A 15647-nucleotide genomic window follows, 5' to 3' on the forward strand; every position below is an offset into this window, starting at 1 on the left:
TAGATGGCAGCGCTAGCCAAGCTATATGGTCGGGCGTCCCGGGGCCAATGACCCAGAACCAAGAGGGCCTCATCCTGCTCCTGTCTCAAAGCTGCACGATTAATGTCATCGCTGTCGCTCTATATGTAGCGCGATGAAATAGAAGGACACGGGCAGCCTGGCATCGCTTCGCCTCGCAGTTGCAAACTTTGGTAAACGACATTGCAAAAATCTTGGTTTCGGGTAAAGCAAGGTCAGAAACTTGCACGTAATTGTGCATGTTGTTGAGTTGTTCAAGGGAATTTCCGTGTCCGAAGATATGACTGGTTTGGTTGCTTCAGCAGACCGCCGCAGCCGCATTGCAATGCTGATCTTTGCCGTTGCCATTGGTGCGGCCGCGTTGTTCCCGCACAATGACCGGGCCATGTGGGTGCCGGATTCCGAAACACCATTTGTCTTCACGGCTGTGCCCGAAGACAAGTTGCCAGTTACCTATTTGTCGATTCCTGGCGCTGATACGCTGCTCAGAATATTGAGCGGCACGCCTGATGACGGCAACCGGAGCCGGTTCCTGCCGCGTCAATTGACACCTGATCCTGTCATTGCAGCGCCAGCCGGTAATATCCCGGGCGCCGCAGTTCCAACATTCACGCCACCAACCGGTCCTTTGGCAAATGCCAATACGACACCGCCTGAAGGCATTTCCGGCGGCGGTGGCGGCGGCGGACCTTCCGGTCCTGGCGGTACAACCGGTGGCGGTGGTGGCGCTGGTCCCGGAGGCGGCGGCCCCGGCACATTGATCAATCCAACCCAGGATCCCGGTACGGATCCGGATCCGACCGATCCAACACCCGAAGTTCCGCCGGTCATCTCGCCGGTTCCGGAACCCGTAACCTGGGCGATGTTCATCATCGGTTTTGGTCTGGTTGGCTGGAGTCTGCGGCGGCGGAAAGCGGCCCCTGCCCTGGCATCTGCGCTAGTCAAGGCTTAAGCGCTTCTCTCGTAACATTAAGGTATTCCTTGCGTGGATCACTGAATAGTCAGTTGGTCCTGCGCGATTGTGATCGATTCGAATTTCGACAAAGCGTTCAATCCGAGGAGCGACACGGTTGGCCCCTCTTCCATCACCGCAACGTCGAGATCGCCCAGCATCTTGCCTTCAACCGAGAGGTTTTTGACGGTTTCCCACGACATGTTGCTAAGCCCCGATGCGGTTCGGATCTTCGCGGATGAGCCTGTGCGCGGTTCAAGACCGATGCGCGCGGCATCACTTGCGTTGAGCACAACCACCGAAGCGCCGGTATCAACAGCGAAGCGAATGGATTGACCGTTAATATCGCCCTGTACGTAAAATAGGCCATCGGGCTGCCGCTTTACACTGAGCTGCTCGGAACCATCGGCGGCAATGCTGACCTGCAATTGTGCGGCTGGTTCTGCTGTCAACGCTGTCGGATGATCTGCTGCGGAGAAGATCACCAGTTGGAAGGCAGCAAGGCAAAGGCCTCCCAGCACCAAAAAGCTCCGCAAAAGATGAACAGGTTGTAAACTCATGCAACCGCAATAGCGGCCGCGGTGTTGGCAATTGTTTCATTGACACGGTTAACCGGTCAGTAAGGTTTAGGCCGGCTGGATATCCGTCAGCCCGTTTTTCAGTCGTTTGAGTTGCCTACGCTGGTATAATCCAATCAGCAAGGCGCCGAGGGACAGCAGAAAAAACTGGATTGCTGACGTCCAATAAGGCCATTTGAGATCATCAAGGTTGCGATAAAGGACGTAGTGGTCTGGATGCACGTCGACACCAGCTTTGCGATAAAGCCTGACGATTTCTTCCGGCAATCCGCCCTGGCGCAAAACGCCATTGACGACATTCACTGGCCCATCCTTGGTCGGAGTGACCTTGCCCTGCTCGAGCAGATGCTCCCATTCGGGCGCGCGACCGGGTATCCGGTTCTTCGGCAGAACAAATTCAGGCCGGAACACCTGTACAAAATAGCGCGTGGATTTGCGATCAGCGACACGGCTGACAATGGGAATGAAATAGGTGCGTTGCCCGACAACGATCAGATTGCGCTTGATCGTCGTCAGTTTCTGCCAGTCGAGCGCTCCGTTGAGCTTTGCCGGGCCTTCGGTTGGCACCGCAAAAGGCAATGTACCCACGCTGATTTCCTGCACTTTGCCATCCGAATTAGGCAAATTAATCATCAGGATCAGCGCTCCGACGGCGCCGACAAACGCCAATATGCTCAAAATGAAGAAACTGCGCATCGCCAGGCGTGTCCGGGCCATGCTCAACTTTGCTTGTTCAACCAGTGAAATGACTTCGTCGCCATCATCCGCTTTCCGTTTTAGCCGCAAAATCAGCCACAGGATGATCAGGAAGATGAGCGTGAGTACAAAAACCGGTATGGCGACCGTCAGGATCGGGAAATAATTGCCGAACCAGTTAAACTGCCATTCTGCCAGTTGCGAAACGATGCCGCGATAAAAGACGAGCTGGGGCAGCAGGAACAGGAAAACAAACAAGGCAAATGCGATGGCAAGCGCAACCATATTGTTGCGTAGAATCGTCAGCAAATTTGAACCGGCTTTGTCCGTCATCTTCTACACCCCTGTAAAACGACCGCATATCGGCCTCTTGGCGCGAAGTCTAGAGTGTTAGGATTTTATGGGATGAAGTGAGGACTATTTACAAGATGGAACGGCAATCGGGGTCTTGTTTTTGTTTCAAATGCTCCGCTGGAGCGATGATCAATCGAGGATCAACGTGCCTTTCTCATTGTCGGCATTGAGCGTGCCCGGGCCGTCATCGGCAAGAATCTTCCCATCCGCTGGCAATGGCGTCGCCGCTGGTTCCGCTGTGAAGCCGGGTGTCAAAATAGGGTCAATTTCGCGGGTATAAGTTTCCGGATCATCGTCCGTTTCCATCGTGTCTTCATAAACAATTGCCGCGTCGTCTGCGCCATCTTCGATCGCCGCATTGGACAGGTCTTCGCCGGTATAATTCTGGTTGAATGCGCCGCGTGTGCCCCAGTAACCGGTCCAACGGTAGAAAATATGCGCGCCAACGGTTTTAACCTTGTCGAGGCTTTTGGCCCAATAGGGTACGATCCATATCGTGTGATAGTGCGTGGCAGTGCCAACGCTTGGTTCAACTTTCCCTGCCATCGCTTGCGCGGCGATAATTTCGGCACGCTTCCATATCGATGCGTTCGGCGTCCGCGCCAATGATCCGTCGCAGGTAAAGGAAAACTGGCAGCCGGTTGTGCGCTTCGAGCCCTGAAAAACCACGCCGCATATATTATTGGGATAAGCCGGATGACGGACACGATTGAGAACCACTTGTGCCACGGCCCGCTGGCCCTTTGCGCTTTCGGACGCGGCTTCGTAATAAATTGCCGACGTGAGACATTGGGTTGCGGCGTTGCGGGACACTTCCATGGCAACGGTCGACGGGATCACAAAAGGTTTCGCCGGCGTGATGGCAGCGGCAGAATCCGGAACGGCCGCGTTGCGGGCCATGGCTTCTTCTTCGGTTAGTGCGAGATTGAGTCCGGATTCCGGTTCATCGTCGTCTGGTAGGCCCGGCAGCGAGGGAATGACCGGGTTTTCTGGGCCGTCCAGTTGGGCCGTTGCTGCCGGTTTTGGCTCAGAGGAACCGATCCCGAAAGGAAAGGATGATGACAGATAGAGTGCGAGGACCGGAACCAGGCAGAACAAGCCGATGAAAAAAATGATCAGGCGCCGCCGTGACCGGGCGCTGCGCACAGGACGGCGCGGCAGGCCTGTCGGCTGTGCCCTTTGCTCTGCCGGCACCTGGTTCATCCGTTCAATCATTTAATCCCTAACATCAGCGGGTTTGGTAACCGCATTTGCTCCCAGTCTTGCTCTGCAACCCTTACGAAAAAGCGTCCTGGCCCGGCGATCCACCCCATTTTCGGTTCCGATAGAACGGCAGGGCCCTTCCCGCTAGTCCCAACTTAACGCGACCGCATGAGAATTTACATGCTGTTCACAGTTCGCCCTGCATTTGTGCCGATATAGAACATCGTCTGCGATCCCGCGCAGCGGTGCTCCTAGGCCTAGAAACTCTTTCAGGGATATGATAAAGATTTAATGTACAGGGAAGTAAATTAACCTAAGTGTCACTATTGGTCGCATGACCAAGTTTTTACCGGGGCGGATAATATGTCAACAATTTGGAATTATTCGATAGTTTGCAGAGGTTCCCTCTGTTTGCCCGACGCCACTCATTCTGTTCTCCATTCATAAAAGTACCTCAGATATGACCGCTATTACCAGCAAGGCACCCGCGTCTTGGTTTACAGTGCCGAACATCCTTCTTGCACTCGGATTGGTGGCGATCATCATTCCGACAATGATGTTTGTCTCTCGCGAGAGTTGGTCGCAGGAAACCGGAGCGCACGGTCCGATTGTCCTGTTCACCGGGCTCTGGCTGCTGCGCCGCCGCTGGGTGGTCGCAAAACCGGTCATGAAACCCGCGCCAACCTTGCCAATGGCGCTGATGGCGCTGGTTATCCTGCCGCTTTTCCTGTTCGCACGGATCACCCAGATCGTCGAAATTGAAGGCTATCTGATGTATGCTCTGGTGCTGGTGGCGCTGTACAGTGTTGTTGGCCAGGCGGCGATGAAACTCATGTGGTTTCCGCTTTTCTATCTGCTGTTTGTCTTCCCGCCGCCCGATACCTTGATTGCGCTGATTACGCAGCCGCTGAAAATCTTCATATCACAAGCCGCCATCGCCCTGTTGCATGGCATCGGATATCCGATCGGCGGCGCTGGTGTGATGATCCAGATCGGCCAGTATCAGTTGCTCGTGGCCGCGGCCTGCTCGGGACTGAACTCGCTCGTTTCCTTGTCGGCGATTTCGCTATTCTATATCTATGTGCGCCACCAGGCCAACTGGCGTTATGCGCTGCTGCTCAGCTTCATGATCATTCCGGTGGCGATTATCGCCAATTTCATCCGGGTGCTGATCCTAATCCTGATGACCTATTATGGCGGTGAAGCGGCGGCTCAGGGTTTTCTGCACAATTTTGCCGGCGTTACGATGTTTCTTATCGCGGTCCTTACAATCTTTGCGATCGATAGTGTATTGGAGCCGCTGTGGCGGCGATTTGGCGAACGGAGGGCTGCGGCATGAGTGATGAAAACAGCCCCGTCGACATGGCTGCAGAAGTCCATACGCTCGATGCCAAGGCCGGATCAATCGTCAATCGGCGGCATATGATTTTGGGCGGGGCGTTTTGTGTTGCATCGGGTCTGGCCTATGTACGGACGCCGAAGGTCATAAATCCGCGGATCAAGATTCCGGTGTTCGAAAAACTGATCCCGGACGACGTCGGGGCCTGGAAGTTTGAAACGTCCAGCGGTGTCATCCTGCCGCCACCAGATTCCATGTCGGATCGCCTGTACGACAATCTCATCACCAAGGTCTACAGCGCCCCGAGCGATCCTTCGGTCATGTTTCTCACCGCCTACAGCAACACTCAGGACGGGGTCCTGCAAGTGCACAGGCCGGAAATCTGCTACCCGGCCGGCGGCTATAACCTGACGCCGACCCAGCCCATTTCGATCGAAAATGGCGTAGGTGGGTCGATGTCAGCCAATGTCTTTACTGCAAGTGGGCGGGATCGGACCGAGCATGTGCTTTACTGGACCCGCATCGGCGACGAGTTTCCGCAACGCTGGCGCGACCAGCGCCTGGCGGTGATCAAGGCCAATTTGCAAGGTTTCATTCCAGATGGTGTTCTGGTTCGAATGTCTGTGGTCATGCAAGATTTCGACGACGCCTTGCCGGTACTGACCCGGTTCGCGGCACAGTTTAATCAGAGCATGAATGATCGCGGGCGTTATCTGCTGAGCGGGATCAAGATGGACGACAAAAAGGCGTAAGGGCAAGCGAAGGCCAGTCCTTCTCTGCTGCCCTCCGCTAATCTCGTTATTTCGCTGCGTCGTCTGGCTGTTTGTGTCAGTCTTTGGGCTTGTTGAACTTGTCAAATGGCTTCAACACCACCCAGACAAAGGTCACAACGGTGGCAATTACCGCAACCGCTGCAAACTGATAACCTTCGTTACCGAGATAGTTCGCGCCAGCGCAACCGACCGATGCCACCATATATTGCCACAGATGATCCGGTGGATCGTCTTCCACAGACCGGTCCAGAAACAACACGATCAGACCGCCAAAAATTGCCACTGTGAGCCAATCGTAAATGGTTTCCAATCTGACCTCCCGTTGCTATGCAGTGTGTCTGTATATTTTAAGCGGGCCCGTAACAAGCCCATGATTCGTTTTGTCTTTTTACTGGACAAAACACAGGAGAAAAGTTGTGAAAAATTTGAAATCGTTGAAATCTTATAGCATCGCCGCGTTGGTTGCGGGCTCCGTGCTGTTAACCGGTTGCGAGAAAACCGCTGAAGGACAGGTGGCTGCGGTGGTTAACGGCGAAGAAATCACGCTGCAAGAAATCAACGCCACACTCCAAAACAGAAAATTGCCAGAAGGCGATGACAAGAAGAAATTCCAGCAACAGGCGCTGCAGCAAATTGTCGATCGCCGCCTCTTGGCGCAGGCAGCCAAGGAAAATGGCATTGACCAGGACCCTGCTTTCCTGATTCGCCAACGCCAACTGACCGAAGCGTTGCTCGTACAAATGTATGCCGACAAGGCCGGAACCACCATCAAGGTTCCGGATCAGACCGATATTGATCGCTATATCGAAGCGCATCCGTTCGCATTCGGTAACAGAACGGTTTACGCTGTTGATCAGATTATTTTCCCCGCCCCCAGAATCTCGACGATCTGAAGGCATTGGAGAAAGCCAATACACTGGAAGAAGTGGGCGCAATCCTGCAAGACATGGGCATCGCCTTTAATCGCAAGGCGGCGCAGATGGACTCCGTGCAGGTGCCACCAGCGATGATGGCACAGATCCTTTCCTTGTCCCCTGGCGAACCTTTTGTCATCCCAACCGGTGCCACGGTAACCGCCAATGTCATCAAGGCGCAGCAACGTGTCCCCTATGATGCCGAGAAAGCAAATCCAGTGGCCGTGAAAGCCATTCGCAATGAAGAAATGGCCAAAATCATGAAGCTGCGGTTGAAAGATGCCAAGGCCAAGGCAACGATCGAATTCCAGCCCGGATTTGAACTGCCCAAACCAGGCAGCGAAGATGCAACACCCGAAGCGGTGACCAAAGCGGTGGAAGCGGCAGAAAGCTAAGTCTTCTTGGTGCCTTGTGCAGGCAACTGATCGGCAAGCTGCGTTCCGGCGAGGCTCCCGGCCAGGATCAGACAAGGCAACAGGATGAAAGCGTTGAGCAGCGCGTCTGCCAGCGCCATGAAAAGAACAACGGAAAGGACGTAGCCAGTGGTTGCGTCCTTTCGGTTTTCTGGTGGGCGCCCGATCGGCGCGGTACGCATCTGTCGGACAACCGCCCACCCCGGCGACGCCAACGCAAGGCAGCAACCAATCAAGCCCAATTGCCCAATTAGAAGCAGCATAAAACCCCAAGGCCGCCGACCCAGTGGCCGCCACCAGTCCCATTGCCCCGAACCGACGATGATATGCTCCTGGACCGCAGGCATGACTTGCTCATCCTGTGAAATTCGCCAGGTCAATGATCTCTGGCCCGCGGCCTTTATCGTGCTTACAAGCTTTTGAACAACTACGGTTTCGGTTGCGATAGTGCGGATTGGTACGGCACCGCTGAGATGCACGGCCATGCCAATGAATGCGATCAACAGCATGGCAATGCCCAGCCGCTTTAACCGAGTGAGCTGGCGATGAAAAAGGACAGCGGTGAGCCCGAAAAACAACAGCAGGATAGCGCCAACAGATTGCGACAAAAGCGTCATCGCGAGCAGGATGATCGCGGTGAGAACGGCGATCAACCGGCTAGTTTCCAGATTTTTGCGCAAGGCGACAGCGCTGGCGAGCACCGCCATGCTGCTGATCCACAGCGCATATTGGTTGCCATCCTCGAACATTACCAACGGGCGGTATCCCCAGACCCGGTCCATGCCGATTTCGGCAAACGGGTGATCCCCGTACAATATCGTATAGATGCGCCGCCCGGTGAACCCTTCCCATAGCGCAATCGGCAGCAAAGACGTCGACAGGCGAGTGATTGTCGTGACTAGCAGCACCCTGTTGCGTTCATCTGTGTAGTAACAGCGACTCACCAGCCATGGTACGCCCCAGCTGGCGAAAAGGGTCAGACTTGCAATCCATCCGGCAGGACTGGTCGGCAGAAACAGCGACTGGACCAGCGGCCAGAGACAAAATGCTGCCATGGGTAAGTCGATCATGCCTGGTCGCCACCGCATAAGCGTTTTCCGGTCAACCAGCAGGAGCCCGCAAAAGACCGTGATCCCGCTGACCCAGGCCCGATTGACGACATGATCCGCCGGCAAGGCGGTTGGCATGACCCAATAGGGCGAGAAACCGGGCAGTTCGGCGCTGAACGGCGGCAGCACTGGGTAGCTGCTTACCGGAAGGGCGATCAAACCGATCCCATAGATCAGGACGATCGCCATTGCTGGCCGCATAACCATGAAACCCGCTATTCCTGCCAGGAAATAGCCAATGTAAATGATGGTTATCCAATCCATGTCATTCGCTTCTCCGCCTTGCTGGCAAGGATTGCAACTGTGCGGGCTGAATTGATTATGACGATTTCTGGTTCGCTAAGGATCTATGCCGATCTTGCGGATCCTATCGTTGCGCTACTGGTACAACCCGCAGGGCGCGGACCCTTTGGATTCTATGCCGCCAGTACAAACATCGATTTGGCGATCAAGACTGAACGGCGTGCTGTTCCAGTTGTGCGAAATAGGCAATGGTCTTTTCCAGACCTTCTTTCAACTGGATGGTCGGTTCCCAATCCAATTCGCGTTTCGCTAGCGCAATATCGGGTTTCCGTTGCTGGGGATCATCCTGCGGCAACGGCAGGTCAATGATCTTGGAACTGGAATTGGTCATCTCAACCACCTGCTCGGCCAGCTGGCGTATCGAAAATTCGTGGGGATTGCCGATATTGACCGGGCCGGTAAAGCCATCACGACTGTTCATCAATTGCATCAAACCATTGATCAGATCATCAACATAACAAAAGCTGCGGGTCTGAGTGCCATTGCCAAAGATTGTAATATCTTCGCCGCTCAGCGCCTGCATGATGAAATTGGACACAACCCGGCCGTCGGATGGATGCATGCGCGGACCGTAAGTGTTGAAAATGCGGGCAACCTTGATCTGAATCGCATGCTGGCGATGATAGTCGAAAAACAGGGTCTCCGCACAACGCTTGCCTTCATCATAGCAGGACCGGATGCCGATCGGATTGACATTGCCCCAATAGTCCTCGGTTTGCGGATGGACGACCGGATCGCCATAAACCTCGCTGGTGGAGGCTTGCAAAATCCGGCATTTCAACCGCTTTGCCAGTCCGAGCATGTTAATCGCACCATGAACCGAGACTTTAGTCGTCTGCACCGGATCGTGCTGATAGTGGATCGGAGATGCCGGACATGCGAGATTATATATCTCGTCCACTTCGACAAATAACGGCAAGCAGACGTCATGCCGCATGAATTCAAAGCGCGGATGTTGCAGAAGATGGGCGATATTGCTTTTGGAACCGGTAAACAGATTGTCCACGCAGAGCACTTCATGCCCCTGTTCAATCAGTCGATCGATCAAATGCGAGCCCAGAAAGCCACATCCACCCGTAACCAATACGCGTTTTTGGGAAAAATAGTCGCGGCTCATCCAAACAACTCCGGTGATTTCAACGTCCTGCTCGATACAGAGGAGTGTCTTAGCTCGCAAGGGTGATCATAAGCTTAAGATTGTCAGGCGATTAACTACGTTCGGACTACGGAAAGTGGCTCGCCGTCGCCAAATTGCTATTTTTGGGAAAGGATCGTGACCCTTTCGCAGTGATTTGCTAACGCAGAGCAATGACAGGTTCTGACAAAAAACAGCCACGCCGGCCTATTGTGGCGGAGAAACCGGGCTGGCCCCGCGCGGCGGTCGCTTTGGGAGCCACCGGTCTGTTCGGTCTGATCGCATTTGGTCCGGTCTGGTCAGTTGCTCCGGAGGAACCGGACAGCATTGAATTGCCTAGCATTACGAGCAACTTTGCCGTTGCGGATGAACTGGTATTGGCGGGTGGCAATGGCGCTATCCCGAAAAGCGCCGCGCCGTCCAAAGTCGGAGCATTCCGCTTTATCTGTACCGCTGGCCAGATTATCTACGATGATCCGATCGTCTATCCCGGGGAGCCCGGCAAGTCCCATCTCCACCAATTTTTCGGCAACACGGCAGCGGATGCCCATTCCACGTATGAAAGCCTGCGCCGATCCGGAGACAGCACCTGCGAGAATAAGTTGAACCGGTCTGCCTACTGGATGCCAGCCATGATGAATGGCGAAGGCAAGGTGGTAAAACCCAATTTTATATCGGTATATTACAAACGTCTTCCGGAGGCAGACCCTCAATGTCAACGCATGGGCAAAGCTTGTGTGCCCTTGCCGCGCGGACTGCGTTATATATTTGGGTATAATATGGATGTTTCCAGAGCGAAGCAGGACCCATTGGCCCTGAAGTTCCATTTCAATTGTCAGGGTAAAGGCGCCAAAGGTGGGCAATATAAAAGTCTTCCTGAAGCCGCAGTCCATTGTCCTTCAGGTGCACAGATTGGCGCTGTACTCAGCGCTCCGCAGTGCTGGGATGGTAAAAATCTAGACAGCAAGGATCATCGTTCGCACATGGCTTACGGATCCTACGGTTCCCATGGATATCTGAAATGTCCCAAAACCCACCCCTATATCGTGCCTACGTTCACGCTTGGGGCGTGGTTTACAACCGACGACACGCTGGATCGATCCGGCAACACGGATCCGACACTCAAGACATGGTATCTTGCTTCTGATCGTATGCCCGGTATGCCGCCACAGATATCCGGATCGACACTCCATTCAGACTGGTTCGGTGCCTGGGACGATGAAGTGATGGCGATATGGACCGAAAACTGCATAGACAAGATGCTGAATTGCTCGGGCGGCAATCTTGGCAACGGCCAGAAAATGAAACGATCTCGCAGATTTTAAATGGCAGGCAAATCCGCGGGTTGTTGATCCGCCCAGAAAGACCAGTGATGCGCCGCATGTGCATTAACGGGCGTCTCATCAGCGGTCTGAAAACAGGTTAGTGCGATGACAGTAGTACAGTTGGGGCTGCAGACCCTCGCCTATGGCATCGCGATTCCGCTGGTCTTTCTGCTTTCGATTTTCATCCTCGAAATTGCCGTCGGTTTGGTTCGTCGAGGCAGCGGGTCCAGCGGCCGTACAACCAGTTCCGATCAACCGGTACATAGCGTTGTCCTGATCCCCGCGCATAATGAAGCGTCTGTCATTGCGGAGAATATCCGGGTGTTAAGCGAACAATTGCCAGCGGATACCGATATTTTGGTGGTGGCTGATAACTGCACCGACGAGACGGCGGCCAAGGCCGCTCTAGCCGGTGCCAGGGTTGTTGAACGGCGGGATCCTTCCCACCGGGGGAAAGGCTATGCGCTGGCTTTTGGCCGCGATGAACTGGCCAAAAATCCACCGTCATGTGTGATCATTCTTGATGCTGATTGCCGATTGGCACCAGGCAGTGTTCAGGCCCTGGCGTCCGAATGCCGGGAAACCGGCGTGCCGGTTCAAGCAACCAATTTAATCTATAGCGCTGATGCCGCACCACCGATGGTACAGATTTCCAATTTTGCCATGCTCATCAAAAATCTGGTTCGTCAGCGCGGGATGACGCAAATGGGTGGCGCCGCCCTGCTCACCGGCACCGGCATGGCCTTTCCCTGGTCGATTTTCGCAACCGCACCGCTCGCCAGCGCCGATCTTGCAGAGGATCTCGCGCTCGGCGTGAATCTTTCGCGCCAAGGAAAGGTCCCACTATTCCTGGAATCGGCCCGGGTCTCGAGCGAAGCCGCCGCCGAAGAAGATACTTTGGTCCAGCGAACCCGATGGGAACATGGGTTTCTCACCACGGCGCGTCAATTTGCATTGCCGCTCATTTTGGACGGTATCCGTTGCCGATCACGCGGCATATTCTTCCTGGGGCTGCACCTTCTGGTCCCCCCTTTGGCATTGCTGTTCGGCGTGACTTTTGTGGCGCTAATCGGATTGGGATTGTTGCTGATAACGGGTATCAACCCCCTCCCCGCTCTGCTCTTGATCGGCACATTGGCGGTTGCGGTCCTGATCACGATGATCGCCTGGTTTGCCGAAGGGCGAGCGGTTCTGACTGCGACGGCACTGCTGCGAATTCCGGTCTATATGCTTTGGAAAGTGCCGGTTTATCTGAAGCTGGTCACCAAACGCGAAACCCGGTGGATCAGGACCCGACGCGCGGGGGAAGAGGGCGGCGAGAAAGGCGATGGCGACAGTTGATCGTCCTTTTTGACGGCGGCTTATCGGCTAGCGCATGCCCCAGTAGATACGGAACACGCGCGGGCCTTTGACCAGATACCGCCGCCATAATCGGGTCGGTTCGCTCAGCAAACGAAAGGCCCATTCGAGACCCGCCTGTTGCATCCATTTGGGTGCACGCGATTTGGCGGTCGTGATAAACTCCAGCGAGGCACCGATGCACAGCGCAACACCCTTGCATCGGCCCGATTGCAGGCATTGATGCGCTATGATTTCACTTTGCGGTGACCCGATGGCCAGGAAAATATAATTGGCCTCTGCCTGTGCGATAAAGTCGACAATATCGGCGATCCCCTGAGGATTGCGCAAGACCCCCATTGGTGGGTTGTGATGCAGGTAGACCGGGTCAGGATGAAGGGTTTCCAGATCCTGCATCAGATTCTCGTCACCGCCGATCACCGCGACACGATCGCCTGGCTTGAGGCTTTGCTGGAACAGCCGCACGGTGAGATCGCTGCCCGGGATGATCGGCAGTGTGATCCCAGAAAACCGGGCGAGCCGCTGAAGGATCCGGCTGTCACATAAAATCAGGTTTGCCGCCTGATAGGCCGCATGGAATCTCTGGGTAAATGGCTCAGGCTGCTTCGGGTACAGCGAAACCACATGGTCCACATTGGGGGTCACAACATAAGAGAAATGATCCGCTTGCGCCATGTTTTCAATGGCTTGGACGCTTTCCGGAAAATCCATTCTTGCAAAAGATATATCGAGAAAAACCTGTTTCGCTGGCTCGGTCATGCTGTGATCAGTGCCCGCACTTGTGCCGGTTAGTTCAAACGGCCGAAAAGGCCGCGGGTCGGGGGCGATCCCGGTGGCAAATCAATCGCGAAGATGGACTTGGCCACTTCTTCACCCTGCTTGGCTTTGACTTCGCAGGCGATCGCGTTCGCGCGTTCACATATCTCACCATAGAGCTGCCAGGCCTTGATCGACGCGGGCGTATCGCGGGTAAACTGGCGCGTCGCCGCAACCGCCCGGCGATAATTGCCAATGCCTGTCAGGAAATCACCAAATGCCTCGAAAATCAAACGGTTCTGCGGCAATTTTTCTACGCCATCCTCAAACACCCGGGTTGCGCTGACGTGATCATTTTTGGCCCGGTAAACATCGGTCAAGGCCAGATAGCCGTCCACCATCCTTGGATTGTCACGGATTACAATCTGCGCATCATTTATCGCCTGCACATAATCCTGGCGCGCCAAAGCTGCGTCCGCGCGTACCAGCAAGGCATGCGCATTGGTCTCGTCCGCCTTTAGAATGTCTTCCGCCATAACCAGGGCTTCCTCCGAACGTCCCAGCGCAGCAATGGCGCGGGCATAAAGGGCGCGTGCATCGACCCAAAAGCCCGAGGCGACCTTGGTCAAAATAATCCGTGCTTCATCCGGTTTGTCGGTCAGCAGCAGATATTGGGCCACCGCGACACGCGTTTCAAGCGAGCCCTCTTTGGCCAGAAAATCGATGTCGGATGCGTTCAGTGGTTCGGCGTCATATTCCAGCCAGAGATCGGTCATCATCGACAAGATCCGGTTGTTGGTCGGTTTGTCCCTGATCATCGTACGGATCAGATTGCGCGCCGCATCGCCATCCCCCGATTTGTAGAGCATATTCGCATAATCTATTTTCAAACCAAGATCATTTGGGCGTTTATTCAGTAACCGTTTGAAGGTTGCACGCATCTGTTCAGCGTCCCCGCGGTTGCGAAACAATTCGATGAGCGTGAGATCGACGCCCTCTGAATAATTGCCATCGGAAGCCGAGCTTTGCAGCATTTCCAGGGCTTCATCGGATTTTCCGGTCAGCGCAAAAATTCGCGCCTTCAAGATGGTGCCAGCCTCATCATTGGGCCGGATTTCCAATATGCCTTCTGCATATTCCAAGGCATCTTCGCGTTTGCGGCGAACCAGCGAGATCAACCCCTTGATCAGCATGGCTTCCGGTTGGTCCGGGGAAAAGGACAAGATCGTGTCGGCGGCCTGGTCCGCCTGACGCAAATAGCCCGTTTGCAAACCCAATTGCGAGACCGCCTGCAAGGCTTCCGGGTTTGTGGCCTCCAGTGAAAGCGCATCGGAATAGGCCGCGAAAGCACTGGCCGGTTGCCCGGATGCCAGTTCAATCCGGCCTTTCAAGATGTGCAGATTGGGATCATCATCGCGCTCCGCCAACGCTTCGGCAATCGCTGCGCGCGCGCCAAACAGGTCCCCTGCATCCATCTTCTGCTGCGCTTCGAGCCCGGCCTGGGCTGCATTTTCCGCAGCGGAACTGCAGGCCGCAACCAGCGGCACCAGCGCCAAACAGGACAGCACGGCCAGTGATTTTCAGATCGGATGGGTCAAAACCAATTTATCGCGCCTCATGATACCTAGATGTCACACTTTATATCGTGCGTCGTAGGAAAATGTGAATAATTCGTGGTTAACTGCTGTTCTTGGCCCATAAAAGCTGTGTTTTGCAGTGGCAAGCCAACAGTTTAATATATATAGCACGACGCTGTGTAGTGAAACGATGGATGAGTAAATCAAATGAAAAATCTGTTTTTGGCGGTCTTGTTATCGCTATTTGCCGTGCCAGCCGCAGCTCAAACAGCAGAAACCACGTCACCTGCTGAAACCGCTGCTGCTCCGGCAGTACCGGCAGAAATCCCTTATCGGGTGAATGCCGGCGATGATATCGAGGTTTACGTTTGGGGAGAAGAACGGCTGCAGCGCCAAATTCGTGTGCTGCCTGACGGAACCTTCTCTTTTCCGTTGGTTGGCCGGGTCGCTGCACAGGGCAAATTGCCTTATGAGATTGAAGCCGTCATCAGCAAGGGCCTCGAGAACCAGTATCGCGGACAGGTTCCGCAGGTAACTGTTTCGGTGAGCACGCCGACCGGTTTGCAGTTTTCGGTCATGGGTCGGGTCAATTCGCCGGGCAGTTTTACACCAGGGCGTTATGTCAATCTGCTTGAAGCGCTCAGTCTGGCTGGCGGCCCCAGCGAATTTGCTGATCTTGACGGCATCTCCATCATTCGCAAGACCGGCCAAGGCTTGACCACCATGCGGGTCCGTCTGGGCGGCCTCTTCAAGCGGAGCGGCGCTGCATCAGCGGTGGCCAATCGCGCGATTCCAAAAATCGAAACTGGCGACACGATAATAGTGCCATAATTTATCCGGGGG

The 15647-nt window shown here is 54.8% G+C and carries 16 protein-coding genes; 8 read left to right on the forward strand and 8 right to left on the reverse strand.

The annotated features are described in order from the left end of the window. Positions 1-286: 286 nt before the first annotated feature. The gene (locus tag ACZ1GS_RS08470; protein ID WP_472698018.1) at positions 287-970 is read left to right on the forward strand and encodes a PEPxxWA-CTERM sorting domain-containing protein; all 684 of its coding nucleotides are present in this window, start codon (positions 287-289) and stop codon (positions 968-970) included. Positions 971-1008: 38 nt separating this feature from the next. Here ACZ1GS_RS08470 and ACZ1GS_RS08475 read toward each other — a convergent pair whose 3' ends face one another. The 3 genes from ACZ1GS_RS08475 to ACZ1GS_RS08485 all read right to left on the reverse strand — a co-directional run bounded on the left by ACZ1GS_RS08475 (position 1009) and on the right by ACZ1GS_RS08485 (position 3813). After that, positions 1009-1422 carry a retropepsin-like aspartic protease family protein gene (locus ACZ1GS_RS08475; RefSeq protein WP_472698019.1) on the reverse strand — a complete coding sequence of 138 codons (414 nt, stop codon included), beginning with the start codon at positions 1420-1422 and terminating at the stop codon, positions 1009-1011. Between the two features lie 174 nt (positions 1423-1596). Next, the gene (locus ACZ1GS_RS08480) at positions 1597-2577 is read right to left on the reverse strand and encodes a hypothetical protein (protein WP_472698020.1); all 981 of its coding nucleotides are present in this window, start codon (positions 2575-2577) and stop codon (positions 1597-1599) included. Between the two features lie 150 nt (positions 2578-2727). After that, on the reverse strand, positions 2728-3813 hold the full coding sequence (locus ACZ1GS_RS08485; RefSeq protein ID WP_472698021.1) for a cell wall hydrolase: 1086 nt from the start codon (positions 3811-3813) through the stop codon (positions 2728-2730). 448 nt (positions 3814-4261) lie between these two features. Between ACZ1GS_RS08485 and xrtV the strand changes: the two genes are divergently transcribed. Beyond that, the gene (gene xrtV / locus ACZ1GS_RS08490) at positions 4262-5140 is read left to right on the forward strand and encodes an exosortase V (RefSeq protein ID WP_472698022.1); all 879 of its coding nucleotides are present in this window, start codon (positions 4262-4264) and stop codon (positions 5138-5140) included. Further along, complete coding sequence (gene epsI / locus ACZ1GS_RS08495; protein WP_472698023.1) at positions 5137-5892, forward strand: exosortase-associated protein EpsI, V-type; 756 nt, start codon at positions 5137-5139, stop codon at positions 5890-5892. The genes xrtV and epsI overlap by 4 nt, the downstream gene beginning before the upstream one ends. Positions 5893-5968: 76 nt before the next feature. Here epsI and ACZ1GS_RS08500 read toward each other — a convergent pair whose 3' ends face one another. Continuing rightward, positions 5969-6223 (reverse strand): XrtV sorting system accessory protein, encoded by a 255-nt coding sequence (locus tag ACZ1GS_RS08500; RefSeq protein WP_472698024.1) that lies wholly within the window; start codon positions 6221-6223, stop codon positions 5969-5971. Between the two features lie 106 nt (positions 6224-6329). Between ACZ1GS_RS08500 and ACZ1GS_RS08505 the strand changes: the two genes are divergently transcribed. Beyond that, on the forward strand, positions 6330-6806 hold the full coding sequence (locus tag ACZ1GS_RS08505) for a SurA N-terminal domain-containing protein (RefSeq protein WP_472698025.1): 477 nt from the start codon (positions 6330-6332) through the stop codon (positions 6804-6806). A gap of 5 nt (positions 6807-6811) precedes the next feature. Next, positions 6812-7222, forward strand: a complete 411-nt coding sequence (locus ACZ1GS_RS08510) for a hypothetical protein (RefSeq protein ID WP_472698026.1) — start codon at positions 6812-6814, stop codon at positions 7220-7222. On the opposite strand, the gene ACZ1GS_RS08515 is transcribed toward ACZ1GS_RS08510, so the two are convergent. After that, positions 7219-8613, reverse strand: a complete 1395-nt coding sequence (locus ACZ1GS_RS08515) for a hypothetical protein (RefSeq protein WP_472698027.1) — start codon at positions 8611-8613, stop codon at positions 7219-7221. The genes ACZ1GS_RS08510 and ACZ1GS_RS08515 overlap by 4 nt on opposite strands. A 184-nt stretch (positions 8614-8797) precedes the next feature. Then, positions 8798-9769: a UDP-glucuronic acid decarboxylase family protein gene (locus ACZ1GS_RS08520; RefSeq protein WP_472698028.1), complete on the reverse strand. Its 972-nt coding sequence runs from the start codon at positions 9767-9769 to the stop codon at positions 8798-8800. Between the two features lie 191 nt (positions 9770-9960). Here ACZ1GS_RS08520 and ACZ1GS_RS08525 point away from each other — a divergent pair, with 191 nt between their 5' ends. Beyond that, on the forward strand, positions 9961-11112 hold the full coding sequence (locus tag ACZ1GS_RS08525) for a DUF1996 domain-containing protein (RefSeq protein ID WP_472698029.1): 1152 nt from the start codon (positions 9961-9963) through the stop codon (positions 11110-11112). A 105-nt stretch (positions 11113-11217) separates the two neighbouring features. Further along, on the forward strand, positions 11218-12453 hold the full coding sequence (locus ACZ1GS_RS08530) for a glycosyltransferase family 2 protein (protein ID WP_472698030.1): 1236 nt from the start codon (positions 11218-11220) through the stop codon (positions 12451-12453). Between the two features lie 27 nt (positions 12454-12480). On the opposite strand, the gene ACZ1GS_RS08535 is transcribed toward ACZ1GS_RS08530, so the two are convergent. Together ACZ1GS_RS08535 and ACZ1GS_RS08540 are read right to left on the reverse strand one after the other, a co-directional pair. Further along, on the reverse strand, positions 12481-13230 hold the full coding sequence (locus ACZ1GS_RS08535; protein ID WP_472698031.1) for a WecB/TagA/CpsF family glycosyltransferase: 750 nt from the start codon (positions 13228-13230) through the stop codon (positions 12481-12483). Between the two features lie 29 nt (positions 13231-13259). Continuing rightward, positions 13260-14795: a tetratricopeptide repeat protein gene (locus ACZ1GS_RS08540; protein ID WP_472698032.1), complete on the reverse strand. Its 1536-nt coding sequence runs from the start codon at positions 14793-14795 to the stop codon at positions 13260-13262. A 216-nt stretch (positions 14796-15011) separates the two neighbouring features. Here ACZ1GS_RS08540 and ACZ1GS_RS08545 point away from each other — a divergent pair, with 216 nt between their 5' ends. Next, a complete protein-coding gene (locus tag ACZ1GS_RS08545) occupies positions 15012-15635 on the forward strand; it encodes a polysaccharide biosynthesis/export family protein (protein ID WP_472698033.1) in 624 nt (207 codons plus the stop codon). The last annotated feature ends 12 nt before the right edge of the window (positions 15636-15647 follow it).

It is taken from the genome of Parasphingorhabdus sp. W113 (genome assembly GCF_055693205.1).

Coding starts and splice junctions, on each gene's coding strand:
- ACZ1GS_RS08545 (WP_472698033.1), top strand. CDS start 15,012: ATGAAAAATCTGTTTTTGGCGGTCTTGTTATCGCTATTTGCCGTGCCA.
- xrtV (WP_472698022.1), top strand. CDS start 4,262: ATGACCGCTATTACCAGCAAGGCACCCGCGTCTTGGTTTACAGTGCCG.
- ACZ1GS_RS08530 (WP_472698030.1), top strand. CDS start 11,218: ATGACAGTAGTACAGTTGGGGCTGCAGACCCTCGCCTATGGCATCGCG.
- ACZ1GS_RS08520 (WP_472698028.1), bottom strand. CDS start 9,769: ATGAGCCGCGACTATTTTTCCCAAAAACGCGTATTGGTTACGGGTGGA.
- ACZ1GS_RS08535 (WP_472698031.1), bottom strand. CDS start 13,230: ATGACCGAGCCAGCGAAACAGGTTTTTCTCGATATATCTTTTGCAAGA.
- ACZ1GS_RS08480 (WP_472698020.1), bottom strand. CDS start 2,577: ATGACGGACAAAGCCGGTTCAAATTTGCTGACGATTCTACGCAACAAT.
- ACZ1GS_RS08485 (WP_472698021.1), bottom strand. CDS start 3,813: ATGATTGAACGGATGAACCAGGTGCCGGCAGAGCAAAGGGCACAGCCG.
- ACZ1GS_RS08515 (WP_472698027.1), bottom strand. CDS start 8,613: ATGGATTGGATAACCATCATTTACATTGGCTATTTCCTGGCAGGAATA.
- epsI (WP_472698023.1), top strand. CDS start 5,137: ATGAGTGATGAAAACAGCCCCGTCGACATGGCTGCAGAAGTCCATACG.
- ACZ1GS_RS08525 (WP_472698029.1), top strand. CDS start 9,961: ATGACAGGTTCTGACAAAAAACAGCCACGCCGGCCTATTGTGGCGGAG.